Source organism: Acinetobacter sp. AS167 (genome assembly GCF_037152175.1).
In the GTDB taxonomy this organism is placed as follows: domain Bacteria; phylum Pseudomonadota; class Gammaproteobacteria; order Pseudomonadales; family Moraxellaceae; genus Acinetobacter.
In genome coordinates, this window is the sequence record NZ_JBBCMP010000001.1 from 304732 (window position 1) to 318174 (window position 13443).

Consider the following 13443-nt stretch of genomic DNA (forward strand, 5'->3'; position numbering starts at 1 on the left):
GTTCCCTTAAAGACCATTAGGTTTAATGAGATTGTTATTCTTTTGAATTTTCACAATTTAGTAGAATACATTTGCCATCAATTTTACCAACCGAACTTATTGGTTTCGATGTATCTCCATCGTCTAGAGAGATCTCAACAAATAAGTTTTGATCCTCGAAAGATTCCAACTCTTTAATTAATTGTTTGATAGTTTTTCCACGTGTTATCCATTCTGGCTGTTTAGACATATTTTTTCCTGTTATAGATCATTGATACTGTCGCCAAATACAATGAATGTAGTGCTTTAAATGATGCGAAAAACAATGTGTTAGAATGAGACTAAATAAGCTATAAACTCATTTGAAATTATAGGCTTTAAGCTACACTATCACTTCTTCTTATTACAGCCGATCACACTGGCATCTGTGATGATATTCTTTTTATCGGTGTACAGAGTGATATTGCAAAAATAATCGATAACAGTCCGATTCTCTGTATATCCAGTTTTCCGATATACAGGTTCGCTACCAACTGGCATTTGGCCAATCACGCCACCACCTCCGATTCCAACCATTGTCGTCTTTTGGCCAATATACTCAACACCTGTCTGCACGAAAACTTTTTCTGGTGTTACATGGGTCTGCACTCGATTCCACCCATAGAAGCCACCACTACCATACGATGATGGACCCAGACCATGATCAGGTTTACCAAATAATTTAAATGCATTACTGGCTGGTTGCCCTACTAGTTTTTGTGCAGCCACTTCGACTTCATTGGGTTTGGAGACAAAGGTAGCGCAAGCGGTGATGGTAAACACCATAAGGGTTACACAACTATATTTGAATAAAGGCATGGAAATGATTCCCGAAATAATGAATGTTATACGCATAATGCAGATTGAGAAATTAATCAATAATGACTAAGTATATAATTTATTCGATTATATCGCTTAATTATAGATAACCTCAACATAGCCTAGTCCTAACTCATAGAATCAGGACTAGCAAAAAATATCGATTTACGATGTTTAGACTATTCAAAAGTACACTCAGTGTATTTCTTCAAGTGTTTCGAAGAAAACGCATTTAAGCCTCTGAGCTTTGGGTTATTGATTTTGAATATTACGCTGATTTAATAAAGGTGTATTTAGATTATTGAATTTTCTCTGATACTCATCATTTGAAATAAGCCCTCGATCTTTTGCTTTTTGTAAATACTGAATGTTTTGTTGATTTTGTAGAGACTCTACTGCATTCATATCATTTTTCTTTAAGTAGTATTGAGTCTTTTCATACGTATTCATAGTAGATGTGTTTAATGAGTCTTCTTGAATTTTTACCGCCTTTTCATATCTTTGTTTTTTTGATAATTCTTCTTGTTGTTTTTTAAAATCAAAAAAATCAACTGAAGGAGTGCTTTCAAGTGAAATTTCATTTTGTTCAGAACTAAACATTAATGATCTTTCTTTTGAGTTTTGCTCAGAAAATGCTGGCATAGAATACGATTGCCCACAAAGTATAAAAAGATAAAGGCATTTTTTAATCATTACTAAATTTCTCAGAAAAGATTTTACGTTAAAATAACTAGCAAAGCTTTTGTAGAATATCTTAAAAATGAAAATATAACTATTTAAATTTTGTATAGATGACACATTGGTAAGCATACAGTTGAGTCTAATAAGATCAATCAAAGCAACACAGCCATTTCAATGGATAATTGTCTACACATTACGGTAGCTCAACTTAACCATATGAAACGCTAGAGGAGTTCGATGAACTACTTTTCTAGATTTATTCAATCTTTTAAGATGTTTTTTCAATTTGTTTTTCTCATAAATTTTACATAATTATAATAAATATTTTGTTGGATTATATTTGTGGGATGTATTTTTAATAGAGGTAATTTAAATAAATATTATTTTAAAGATTTTATTTTTTATTGAAAATTCAGTGTTTTTCTATAAATAAGGCTTATATTAGGTTGCAATATAAAATATTTAATCCGTGATGTTTTATTGTATTAAGAATGTGTGATTAACATTGTGATAAATAGATTATTAAAATTTTTATCTTTTAATCAAGTTTTAAAGTGGTTTTGATGGTGGGATGTATTTTATATTTCGCTTAAAAGGTGTAATTGGGTCTTTATTAAGATTAAAATCACATTAAAAAATTACAAAAATAATAATGCTGTAAACAAATATTAATATATAGTTTTATTGTATAAGACATTACTTACATAATTTTGACATAAAGTTAACTTAAATTATAATGTAAAATTTAAGGATATAAATGATTATAAATTATCGGAAATAACTAGCTTATAAATTATTGATTATTTTGTTGTTGAAATTTTGAGCTTTAAAAATTTTATATCTGATAATTTATAGATCTTTTTTATTTGAAATTATCTTAAACACTTGAGGAATTATTATGAAAATTGCTTTGATTGGTGCAACAGGTATGGCAGGTTCACGTATTTTAGAAGAACTTGTTTCACGTGGTCATTATGTTAAAGCTATTGCACGTGATACACATAAAATACCAGATACGGAACGTGTTTTATCTTTAGATGTTGACTTAAATGATCATGATGCACTCGTAGAAGTACTAAAAGGTCAGGATGCTGTTATAAGCTCAGTTCCTTTCCATGGATTAGATGCTAATGCATTGATCAATACAATTAGGGATTCAAAAGTTAAACGTTACCTCGTCGTAGGCGGCGCTGGTGGATTAACGCTTCCTAATAAAAATGTACGTTTATTGGATACCGATGATTTTCCTGCTGCTTATAAACCTGAAGCAGAAGCAGCTACAAATTTTCTTGAAAAACTCAAACAAGTTGATGATATCGACTGGACTTTCATATCACCTTCTGCTGAGTTTGCACCTGGCAAACGAACAGGGGAGTTTCGTTTAGGAAAAGATGAACTTATAATAGGTAAAGATGGTAGCAAAATTTCAGCTGAAGATTTTGCAATAGCATTGTCTGATGAAATTGAAAGTAATAACCATATTCATCAACGTTTTACTGTTGGTTATTAAGAAGTGAATGAAAGCCCTCAATTGAGGGCTTTTTTATATATAAAATCATTAAAATTAATAGTATTAATAAGATTTATAGTTTCTTGAATGAATATTATTTAAATATCTTAAGTGGATTATAAGTGTTTGCAAATTTTATTTTTGATTGATTTTTAAATGTTTATATTGAATTGATCTAAATAAATATTATTAAAAAATAATGAAATAATATTTCAATCAAATCAATGCTTTTGAATTTATTTTTATAATTTTAATATATGTTGATACATATAAAGAGTAGCTATTAATAAAGCAAAGGATCATGCTTGATTTTGTCATTAATGTTAATGATAAAAAAGGATAATTATTATGTCTAACTCCACTAATCAACCTGGTTCAAATCAAAATAACCAAACATCTAAACAACCTGATAGCGATAAAGGTAATCAACCTCAAAAACAGCAACAAGGAAATCAAGATAAGCAAAATTCTGGTGTTAATCCTAAACAAGATAATAATGCAAAAGAACAGCAGCAAGCTCCTAACACGAAGTAATAATGTCAAAGTATTATCTTATAATTAAAGGGGCGTAAGCCCCTTTAATACATGGAAAATAATTAAATGGGCTCCAAAACAACATTATGATATATGTGAAATATTGTATCAGTATATGAGCTTGCTCATACCAATGATGATGAAATAATAAATAGAGATCTAGATATTAATTATTTTTTAGATGTTGATATAGACATGAAGCTGCTACTTTTGAATATTTACACGCATATCTATTTGGTTGAGTAAGTTTTACTGTTGTATAACAGCCACTATTTTAAATAGGTGAAACTATTCCCAATATCTTTTCAGCTATTTCATTACCATTTAAATATGCTCCATGAACAGTACCTGCATATTTCAAACTACAATGCTCGCCAGCGAAGAAAATTTGTTCTCGAATGGGTTTGTGTAATACTTTAACCAGATCATCTGTGTGCTTCAGTGATGGAAAGCTAAAGGAACCATAACTATAAGCATCAGAACCCCAACGTGTAATGATGAGCTTCTTAGGCTTATGGGGAATACTGCCGAATTGTTTTTTTAAGCTATTATAAATAAACTGGTATATTTGATTATTCGTTGAATTATCGATAAATTCTGATTGTTTTCCTCCAAACAGCATCAAATAAACTGGTTTTTTATAAATTTCAGATAAGTCTAAAATATTAAAACAGCCAATATCATTCCAATAGAAATCACTTATATGTCTGGCAGGTAGTTTTAATCTAAAAGAAAGCGGTTGTTCTAATTCAAAAAATACTTTATTGAATGAACCAAATCCAATATTTTTAATAGAATTAGCATAGTGATTAGGGAGCAAGGGATAAAATTCGATATGATTTTTTTGTAAAACACCGAGTGGTACAGTAACCACCACACGAGAACCTTTGTAAAAATTATTATTGGAATCAATAATTTTTACATAATCATTTTTGCAGATGATTTTTTTTACATCTACATTTAATTTAATATCTAATTTTTTTGAAAGTACATCTATCACTTGATGATAGCCCGTGGGAAATATTACTTCATCTCCTTCAAAATAACCTTCATAATTTTTATAATTTGCTAAAAGTTGGTCAAGATTTGTCGCAAATGGATCATTTGCTATTCGCTCGAAAAAGTTAAATAATATTTTTTTAAGATAACACTCTGAAAATTTGCTACCTGAATAATCTAAAGAAGATATTATTTCTTTAATTGCATTCAGGGCAGATATTGTTTGTGTTTGAGAAAGTAGCATTTCTATTTTTTCTACATGAGATTCAAACTCCTGAACTTCTTGATCAGAAAATAGCAAACCATTTTCATGAAAATATTGAGATTTATAGTAGTTAAATATTTTTGTTTCAATGTGGTTTTCTTGGGTAATTTTCCATATAGGATTACCTTTAATACCATGAATCCATGATGCACCTAAATCAAAAACATCAGAATCAGATTTCAATGAATCTATTCGTCCACCTATACGAGATCTGGCTTCAAGTAGGGTAACTTTTTTACCACTTTCGTGTAGTTTTTTAGCGCATGCTATTCCAGCAATACCGGCACCAATAATAATAATCGGAAGATGAATATCGCGATTTTTTAACATAAAATTTATAGTACACTTATACATCCTAAAACTAGGATAATACACCTTATACTTTTTATACAAAATTATTAATATTTTTTCATTATAAATCAATAGATTGGTTTAATAAGATGCGTATTTCAACCTACAAACATGGCTTTTTATGGTAATTGGAGTCGGACTTGGAGGGCATATATGTAACTTCTGATCAACTTTGATACAAGGTAAGCGATATCTTTAATAAACCTATACATAACTTAAATAATAAATATTTAAATTTTCCTATACTTAGAGACAAGTAATATTATTAGGTTTTAAAATGAAAAACATCATAAGTGTTCCGCTTTTATCAGTTTTAGTATCATTTAGTTCACTATCTGCATTTGCTAAAACTTTTCAAGAATCTATAACCTTTTCCAAAGGTACAGATCAAAAAACACAGACAGGAAGTTTTAAGGGATATGATGATATTCAATATAAAATTTATGCAAAAAAAGGACAAGTTCTTAAATTTAAAATAAACAGTAATAAAAATTTAGCAAATATTAATTTTTTCTCTCCTAATAGTAAGCCGGGTAGGGATGAGGCAATTTTTATTGGTTCTACTGGTGGTCAAGTTGGTGAGCTTATTTTACCTTTGAGTGGTGAATACACAATACAAGTTTATCAGATGCGTAATAGTGCTCGCCAAAATCAGAAAGTTAATTTTCAACTTAATATTCAGATTCAAAATGAACTTAAACATGCTGCTAGGTGATCTTTTTAAGGCATAAAAATCCAATAATTTAAAGTATATAGTAGGTATAGAATTTATATTAATATGATATTGAAAGTACATTATAGATTTAATTTATCTACATAATGCATGATTGAAAACTAATCTTATTTCTACTAGAATACAAAAACTTCATTGGCAAGTAGCCGCTTTTTACTCAGGTAAAGAGGTGATGATCAACATAATTGCTCAAATGGGCATGGTCATCCTAGCAAAGAACTAAAAGATCTTTCGAGCATATATTTCTTTTTGCTGGCAAGACCTTTGATTTATGACTCTGCTCTGGCTAGAAAGAGTGACAAATCATTGGTAATTATTGCTAGCCAGAGAAATTATTATGCTATCCGCTTTGCTAATATCTCGTTCCGTATTTGCTTTATCCGAAATTGGGGATAAAACCCTATTATTGGCGTTACTACTTTCAGCTCGACTCCAAAAGCCTACTCCTATTCTTGTCGCTATATTTCTCGCAACATTACTAAAACATGGTGTTTCAGCTGTTTTAGGGCAGTGGATTACTACTGTTCTTAGTCCTACATTATTGTTTGGATAGTTTCTGTGGGATTTATCGGTATGGCTGTATGGATGCTTATTCCAGATGACTAGGCGATGAATCCGAAAGTATTAAAAAATGGCAAAAATATGGCATCTTTGGTGCAAGCTTTATACTTTTCTTTTTGCAGAAATTGGTGATAAAACTCAATTAGCTATGGTGGCTTTAGCAGCGCGTTTTGACAGCATAGCCTGAGTAACTATAGGGAAGAGTTTGGGGATAATGTTAGTGAATGCTCCTACAGTTTTCATTGGAAATAAGCTTGCTGGAAAACTTCCTATTCCATTAATTCATGAAATTGGCATACTTGTCTTTTTATTTATTTGGATCACTGTACTCATTCAATATTACTTTTTCTAACTATAATGAGGCGATTTAAACTAATGCCCATATATTGGCACCGCTTATTTTTTACTTTGTATCTACTTACTCCGCCACTTATTACTTTACTGCTATTGGGTTTAGCAGGTAACTGGTCGGATAGTGTACGATTGGCACTTTTATCACTACCAGGTTGCTGGCTGTGTTTTCAAGCGACCCAAAAATCAAACTTATTGTGGAAATTTTTTTCCATATTTTGGTGGTTTATCTTTATATTTCATACAAGTTTACTTTCAGTAAGTTGGCTATTGTTCAATAGTGATGCTGAAGCATATACAGTTGTAGAATCTATTGCGAATACAACATTTAATGAAAGTTTAGAGTTTTTTCATCTACATGTGGTTTTTTTTACGCTCTTTATTGGCTTTATTTTAATTGCTCTAATTTTATATTTTTCTATATTATTTAAATATTTTAATAAAACAGATTTACATGATCAGCAAGTAAACCGAGTGGGACGCTATGCTGTAGGTTTGTTAATATTACTATGTATAGTGAGTTATGCGTTTAAGCCTTCAATTGCTTTACATCCATTACTTTTTTGGTATGGATATTATGGCAATATTGCAGACTTTAAACTCCGTATTTTACAGCATGATAAAATACATAAAGAATGGACCCTTAATGCAAAAAAGAGGTTGGTTGTTGATGGTAAATTTAATAAAAAACAGATACATACGATTGTTTTAACAGATAGTATTACAAGTTTTAATTTTGGATTATGTGGTTATCCAAGAAATACAACACCTGAACTAACTAAACGTAGTGATCAGTTCAAAGTATTTTGTCGTGGATACGCACCTGCATCTTCTACTATTCAATCTTTACGTTATTTATTTAATGATGGTACACGGGATGTAATGGATGATAATGCGCCAGAAAATATCATGGCATATGCAAAGGCTGCAGGTTTTAAAGTTTACTGGATTAGTAACCAAGACGATGTTTATATTTCTTCGCTTTTTGCAGCTTATGCAGATAAAGCAGTATTTATAAATAAGAAATCAGGCCGTAGTAGTACTTCATTAGATGAAAAGATTCTTCCTGCATATAAAATTGCTTTAAATGATCCAGAACCTCGTAAATTTATAATTCTACATCTTATTGGTTCACATCCGAATTATAAAATGCGCTATCCAGAACAATTTTCTAAATTTAGCGATTATTCAAATGATGAAGTAGAAGAAAAACTTGAAAAAAATGAGATAAGCCATTTAATCCAACTGAAGCGAAATGAATATGATAACAGCATACTTTACCAAGACTGGATTGTTTCGAAGCTGTTTGACCTTCTAACTTCCACACAATCAGATTTTAGATCTTTTACCTTTTTATCAGATCATGGTAATGAAGTTGGACATGATCAGAACTATGCTGGACATAGTGCAAGTACCGAGGCTGGATATCGTGTTCCCATTGTTATTTGGTATGATCAAATGCCAACTAAAGGTATAAGAAGTGAAAGACCAATTGATGCTGGTGATTTAGATCGTTATATATTACATCTAATGGGGGGACATGACAGGTTAGATCGTAAAGAACAACTATGTTGGTTAGATCAAACCTGTAAATTTTTACCTGGCTTACTTTGGCATTAGCTAAAATAATCCAAGACATTGTTTGTGCTTTAAGCTGGTTTTTGGGTAAGTTGATAGTTTTTATTGAAATTAGATGGTCTTTAATAAGTATAGGAGTGTATCAACTCGTCACTATATTTCTTAATGGTTGGTATTTTCTTATTGCTGTCTTTTATTTTGTTGTTTTAAATGGAATAAATAGATAATGGTCATATCAGTGTCATGTTCTTTGATTAGTTTGCCTGCATTCAATCTAATATGATATTTCAATGATGAAACCATTTAAAATTAAATATTCTCTAATCATTTGTTTCTATTCAGGAATGTTTTTAACAGCCTGCAATAATGATCATGATGATAATTCAGCTGTTGTAGTACCACCCAAGGCAGATACATCACTATATTTACAGACTAAACAACCCTATCAACCTCAGCAGAAACTAAGCAGTTATGAAGCAACACCCGTTGGTTATCATGCAGTTTTTACAGAATTAGTTGCTCGACATGGTTCACGAGGTTTATCGAGTATTAAATATGATTTAGCTTTATACAACATGTGGTTAAAAGCAAAACAGGAAAATGCCTTAACGCCATTGGGTGAACAATTGGGTACCGATTTAGAAGCTATGATGAAAGCCAATATTCTATTGGGTTATGGGGTAGAAGGTATACGTCAGTATGGCTATGGCAACGAAACTTCTGTGGGTATTAAAGAGCATCAGGGTATTGCAGATCGTTTATTACTACGCTTACCACAATTATTTAATCAAGCTAGCCAACAAGGTAAATCTGTACAAGTCATCAGCTCGGGTGTGGATCGAGCGGTGGACAGTGCTAAATTTTTTACCCATGAATTATTGAAACAGCAACCGAGTTTAAAAACTGTAATTACACCAGCAAGTTATCAAAGTCTCAACAGTATCTCTATACCAAGTATTGTTGATGGTGGGGTAAATCGCTTTCATCTGTATTTTCATAGTTTAAATGTACAAGACGATTTGACCAATGTTAAAACGGATTTAGACAAAACAGTCTATGCTGCTAGCTTAAAATATCAAGATTTTGAAGAGAACGATCCAGACTTAAAACAAAAAATTAAAGCATTGAGTGCAGATCCTAATGCGCAAAAAATCGCAACAGATGTATTAAGCCCAATTTTTAAAACAGCGTTTATTCAAAAAATTGGTCAAACTGGCTATAGCTTTAGTAATTCAGGATCATTCACTGTAACAAGTCCAAAAGGAGAACAGATTACTGAAAAAGGAAAAGGTAAAAATACTATTGCCAGTGCAGTAGATGCTGCGGCTTATGTGTACGAGTTGTATTCAATCACCGATGGAATGCAAGACGAGCTTGGTGCGACCCATTTTAAAAAATATATGCCTATCAAAGCGGCTAAGTTTTATGCGCAATATAATGATGCCAATGATTTTTATAGTAAAGGCCCAAGCTTTGATACAGGAAAAGCTGTAACAACAGATATTGCCAAATCACTTAAACAGGATTTATTTAAACAAGTTGATGATGTTATGAGCAACACACAAAAGAATGTTGCTGTATTAAGATTTGCTCATGCTGAAATCATTATCCCTTTAGCAACTAGCTTAGAGTTAAAGGGGATGATGCAATCTGTGCCCTTTACACAGACGTTTAATTATTCAAATAGCGCATGGCGTGGTGAAGATATCTCACCGATGGCAGCAAACTTACAGTGGGATATTTATCAAAATTCGCAAGGGCAGACTTTGTTAAAAATGCTCTACAACGAAAAAGAGATTGCTTTTAAAAAAGATTGTGATTATGCCCGCTATAAAGCAAACAGCTATTATTATGATTATTTAAAGTTGAAACAATGTTATAATATTCAATAGATTGCTATAAAATTTTAGGGGAACTGGTTTCTCCTTTTTGATCGGTTTATAAAAGGAACACTGTGAAATTCCAGCAACATACTATTCAAGCTGCTATTTTTGATATGGACGGTACGATGCTGGACACTGAAAGGCTTAGGTTTAATGTATTAAAACAAGCGTCGTTGGAAATTATCGGTGTAGAGTTTAGCTTAGATTATTTGATGCAATGTTTAGGGCTTAATGCGTTAAGCTCAGAACATTTAGCGCAAAAGTTTTATGGTCAACATATTCCTTACCAGCACATTCGGCAGCGTGCTGAACAAATTGAACTTGAGATAGTTTTGTCGCAAGGCGTACCAGTGAAAGCTGGAGTTTTAGAAATATTAGCTTATTTGCAATCTCAAAATATCCTATTGGCTGTCGCTACATCTAGTACCCGAAAAATTGCTGAAAAATATTTAAAACTTGCAAAAATTGATCATTATTTTACCTTGTTGGTCTGTGGCGATGACGTGATACAAGGTAAACCACATCCAGAAATTTTTAACAAAGCCTGCACTTTATTAAATCTAAATCCGCAACACAGCTTGATGATTGAAGATTCTGAAAATGGGATTACTTCAGCAGATTTGGCTGGGGGAGTCACGATTTTGATTGAGGATATTAAAGCGCCGAATCAGGTCATGCTGGCGAGAGCAGATTACTATTTTGAATCTATGTTGGATTTTTATCAGGCAATCATAAAATCTGACTGAATAAAATTCATTTTCAATTGAACAACACTCAGTCAATTCAAGATTTAAACATAATGATTACGTGCTTTAATAGAAGCATTAAAATTAATGTGAATTTGATGTGTTTTTAGATTCTCAAAGTTTAACAACTCCAACTGAGACACATAATTATCCTGAGTGGCACAAAGGGAGAAAACACTACGCCTTATGGTACGTCGAAATTCATCATCCCGAATTATTAGCTTATTTAAATGATTTAACAGAAAAATTCTCAAACTATTTATTGCAACCCAACACACGCCAATTTCATATCACATTGTATATTTGTGGCTTTCTAAAAAAAAATAAAATGCAATTTGATGATGATTTTATTCAAAGCAAATTTCAACAACAGCTTAAAATTCTGACCCAAAACCAGCCAAATAGTTTTAAATTAACGACAGGAAAAATAAATAGTTTTAGTAGTGCTTTGTTTATAGAAATTCAAGATCATGAAAATAGCCTAAGCAATATTAGACAGTTATTATCCTATTCAAGCCAAGAAATTGCTGCATTACATTATTATCCACATATTACCTTAGGTCTGTATTCAACAGAGATTAGAGCACAAGAAATATTCAAAGCTATCGAAACGATTGATCAAAAAAGTTTTGAAATTAGCGTTGATCGGCTTAATTTTGGTATATATCAAGCGCAAGTCTTACAAGGGCCTTTAGCCACGTTACATCAGCTTATACTCAATCCGAAAAAAACAGATGGATATTGGGAGTGGAATTCATGTTGCAATTAATCCTTGGCGGCGCGCGTTCAGGAAAAAGTAAATTAGCTGAAAAGATCGCGAAAGACTCAAATCTAAAGGTCATTTATATTGCTACGGCCCAAGCTTGGGATGATGAAATGCAACAACGTATTTCACACCATCAGTCACAACGACCTAATGAATGGCGGCTGATTGAAGAACCACTCTATCTAGCAGATTGTTTAAAACAAATAGATCAAGAAAAGCAAGTGATTTTGGTCGATTGCTTAACCTTATGGATGAGTAATTTATTGATGCATGAGGACACAAATATGCAACGCATTGAATGTGAAAAATTGCTTAAAAACTTACCTAAATTAGAGTCTGAAATTGTTTTAGTCAGTAATGAAACTGGGCTAGGTGTTATACCAATGGGTGAAATAACCCGAAAATTTGTTGATGAATCAGGACGTTTACATCAACTATTAGGTCAAATTGCTGATAAAGTAGTGTTTTGCGTCGCAGGTTTTCCGATGTTATTAAAAGGATAAATATTGTGATTACTATCATACAAATTTGAGCATTTTAACGATTAATAATGAATTTTTAAAATATGAGATGGAGAGTAACAATGAGTTGGTGGTTAGAAGCATGTAAAGTACCAAATGCAGAAACAAAACAACAGGCTGAAGAACGTCAATTACAATTGACCAAGCCAACAGGCTCACTGTCTGTTTTGGAAAATGTCGCCGTGCAATTGGCTGCTTTGCAAAGTAACCCAAAACCTAATGTAGACAAACCTTGGATCACGATTTTTGCAGGCGATCATGGGGTGATGGCTGAAAATATTTCAGCATATCCACAAGCAGTAACTCGTCAAATGCTGCAAAACTTTGCAACGGGTGGCGCGTGTATCAGTGTGATTGCTAAAGAATATGCTGCCACTTTACAAGTCATTGATTGTGGTACAGTGGGTGAAGTTTACCAATATCAAGGGGTTGAGCGTCACAGTATCGCTCAAGGGACTGCCAATTTTGCTCAACAATTGGCAATGACTGAGCAACAATGTCAGCAAGCCATGGCGCTGGGGCGTGAGAGTGTAGCAAAAGCCATTGCACAAGGTGCTTCAATTTACATTGCTGGAGAAATGGGGATTGGCAATACCTGTTCAGCTTCAGCGATTGCATGTTTCTTATTAAATGAGCCCGCTGAGCAACTGACAGGTGTAGGCACGGGGATTCGTGCTGATCAGTTGATTCATAAAAAAAATATCATTCAGAATTCACTTGAATTACATAAAAATTATGTTAAAAATGATGCATTTAAAGTTTTGTGTGCTGTAGGTGGCTTAGAAATTGCTGCAATGACAGGAGCTTATATTCGTTGTGCTCAACTCGGCGTTCCTGTAATTGTTGATGGTTTTATTAGTTCTGTGTCGGCATTAGTCGCGGTACGACTCAATCCTGAAGTTCGACAATGGATGTTGTTTGGTCATCAGTCTGCTGAATATGGACACCAGCGTCTATTACAAGAATTGAATGCTGATCCATTATTAAAGCTTAATTTACGTTTAGGGGAAGGCAGTGGTGCGGGTGCTGCCTTGGGGGTGATTAAGTTGGCATGCAGTTTACATAACAACATGGCAACCTTTGCAGAAGCAGCTGTGATTGGCCAGAAAGTTTAAATTTATTCATAA

At 32.6% G+C, this 13443-nt stretch carries 15 protein-coding genes; 11 read left to right on the plus strand and 4 right to left on the minus strand.

The features are described 5' to 3' along the window. Positions 1-34 precede the first annotated feature (34 nt). From WFN33_RS01470 to WFN33_RS01480, 3 genes are all read right to left on the minus strand, one after another. Positions 35-229 carry a hypothetical protein gene (locus tag WFN33_RS01470; RefSeq protein WP_336950987.1) on the minus strand — a complete coding sequence of 65 codons (195 nt, stop codon included), beginning with the start codon at positions 227-229 and terminating at the stop codon, positions 35-37. 140 nt (positions 230-369) lie between these two features. Continuing rightward, a complete protein-coding gene (locus WFN33_RS01475) occupies positions 370-837 on the minus strand; it encodes a hypothetical protein (protein WP_336950988.1) in 468 nt (155 codons plus the stop codon). A 252-nt stretch (positions 838-1089) separates the two neighbouring features. Next, a complete protein-coding gene (locus WFN33_RS01480) occupies positions 1090-1479 on the minus strand; it encodes a hypothetical protein (RefSeq protein ID WP_336950989.1) in 390 nt (129 codons plus the stop codon). A gap of 937 nt (positions 1480-2416) precedes the next feature. Between WFN33_RS01480 and WFN33_RS01485 the strand changes: the two genes are divergently transcribed. After that, complete coding sequence (locus tag WFN33_RS01485; protein ID WP_336950990.1) at positions 2417-3028, plus strand: NAD(P)-dependent oxidoreductase; 612 nt, start codon at positions 2417-2419, stop codon at positions 3026-3028. 348 nt (positions 3029-3376) lie between these two features. Then, positions 3377-3562: a hypothetical protein gene (locus WFN33_RS01490; protein WP_336950991.1), complete on the plus strand. Its 186-nt coding sequence runs from the start codon at positions 3377-3379 to the stop codon at positions 3560-3562. A 274-nt stretch (positions 3563-3836) separates the two neighbouring features. On the opposite strand, the gene WFN33_RS01495 is transcribed toward WFN33_RS01490, so the two are convergent. Beyond that, entirely contained in the window at positions 3837-5156 is a 1320-nt protein-coding gene (locus WFN33_RS01495; RefSeq protein ID WP_336950992.1) for an NAD(P)/FAD-dependent oxidoreductase, read from the minus strand. A 298-nt stretch (positions 5157-5454) separates the two neighbouring features. On the opposite strand from WFN33_RS01495, the gene WFN33_RS01500 reads away from it, so the two are divergent. The 9 genes from WFN33_RS01500 to cobT all read left to right on the plus strand — a co-directional run bounded on the left by WFN33_RS01500 (position 5455) and on the right by cobT (position 13431). After that, the gene (locus WFN33_RS01500; RefSeq protein ID WP_336950993.1) at positions 5455-5892 is read left to right on the plus strand and encodes a DNA breaking-rejoining protein; all 438 of its coding nucleotides are present in this window, start codon (positions 5455-5457) and stop codon (positions 5890-5892) included. Positions 5893-6247: 355 nt separating this feature from the next. After that, positions 6248-6463 (plus strand): TMEM165/GDT1 family protein, encoded by a 216-nt coding sequence (locus WFN33_RS20405; protein WP_419327259.1) that lies wholly within the window; start codon positions 6248-6250, stop codon positions 6461-6463. A 78-nt stretch (positions 6464-6541) separates the two neighbouring features. Beyond that, positions 6542-6658: a TMEM165/GDT1 family protein gene (locus WFN33_RS20410; RefSeq protein ID WP_419359722.1), complete on the plus strand. Its 117-nt coding sequence runs from the start codon at positions 6542-6544 to the stop codon at positions 6656-6658. Positions 6659-6846: 188 nt separating this feature from the next. Then, positions 6847-8442, plus strand: a complete 1596-nt coding sequence (locus WFN33_RS01510) for a phosphoethanolamine transferase (protein ID WP_336950995.1) — start codon at positions 6847-6849, stop codon at positions 8440-8442. Between the two features lie 251 nt (positions 8443-8693). Beyond that, complete coding sequence (locus WFN33_RS01515) at positions 8694-10292, plus strand: histidine-type phosphatase (protein ID WP_336951467.1); 1599 nt, start codon at positions 8694-8696, stop codon at positions 10290-10292. Positions 10293-10354: 62 nt separating this feature from the next. Then, positions 10355-11029, plus strand: coding sequence for an HAD family hydrolase (locus WFN33_RS01520; RefSeq protein WP_336950996.1), 675 nt, complete (start codon positions 10355-10357; stop codon positions 11027-11029). A gap of 100 nt (positions 11030-11129) precedes the next feature. Then, a complete protein-coding gene (locus WFN33_RS01525) occupies positions 11130-11798 on the plus strand; it encodes a 2'-5' RNA ligase family protein (protein WP_336950997.1) in 669 nt (222 codons plus the stop codon). Then, a complete protein-coding gene (cobU, locus tag WFN33_RS01530) occupies positions 11786-12298 on the plus strand; it encodes a bifunctional adenosylcobinamide kinase/adenosylcobinamide-phosphate guanylyltransferase (protein WP_336950998.1) in 513 nt (170 codons plus the stop codon). The genes WFN33_RS01525 and cobU overlap by 13 nt, the downstream gene beginning before the upstream one ends. A gap of 80 nt (positions 12299-12378) precedes the next feature. Next, positions 12379-13431 carry a nicotinate-nucleotide--dimethylbenzimidazole phosphoribosyltransferase gene (gene cobT, locus WFN33_RS01535; RefSeq protein WP_336950999.1) on the plus strand — a complete coding sequence of 351 codons (1053 nt, stop codon included), beginning with the start codon at positions 12379-12381 and terminating at the stop codon, positions 13429-13431. Positions 13432-13443 lie beyond the last annotated feature (12 nt).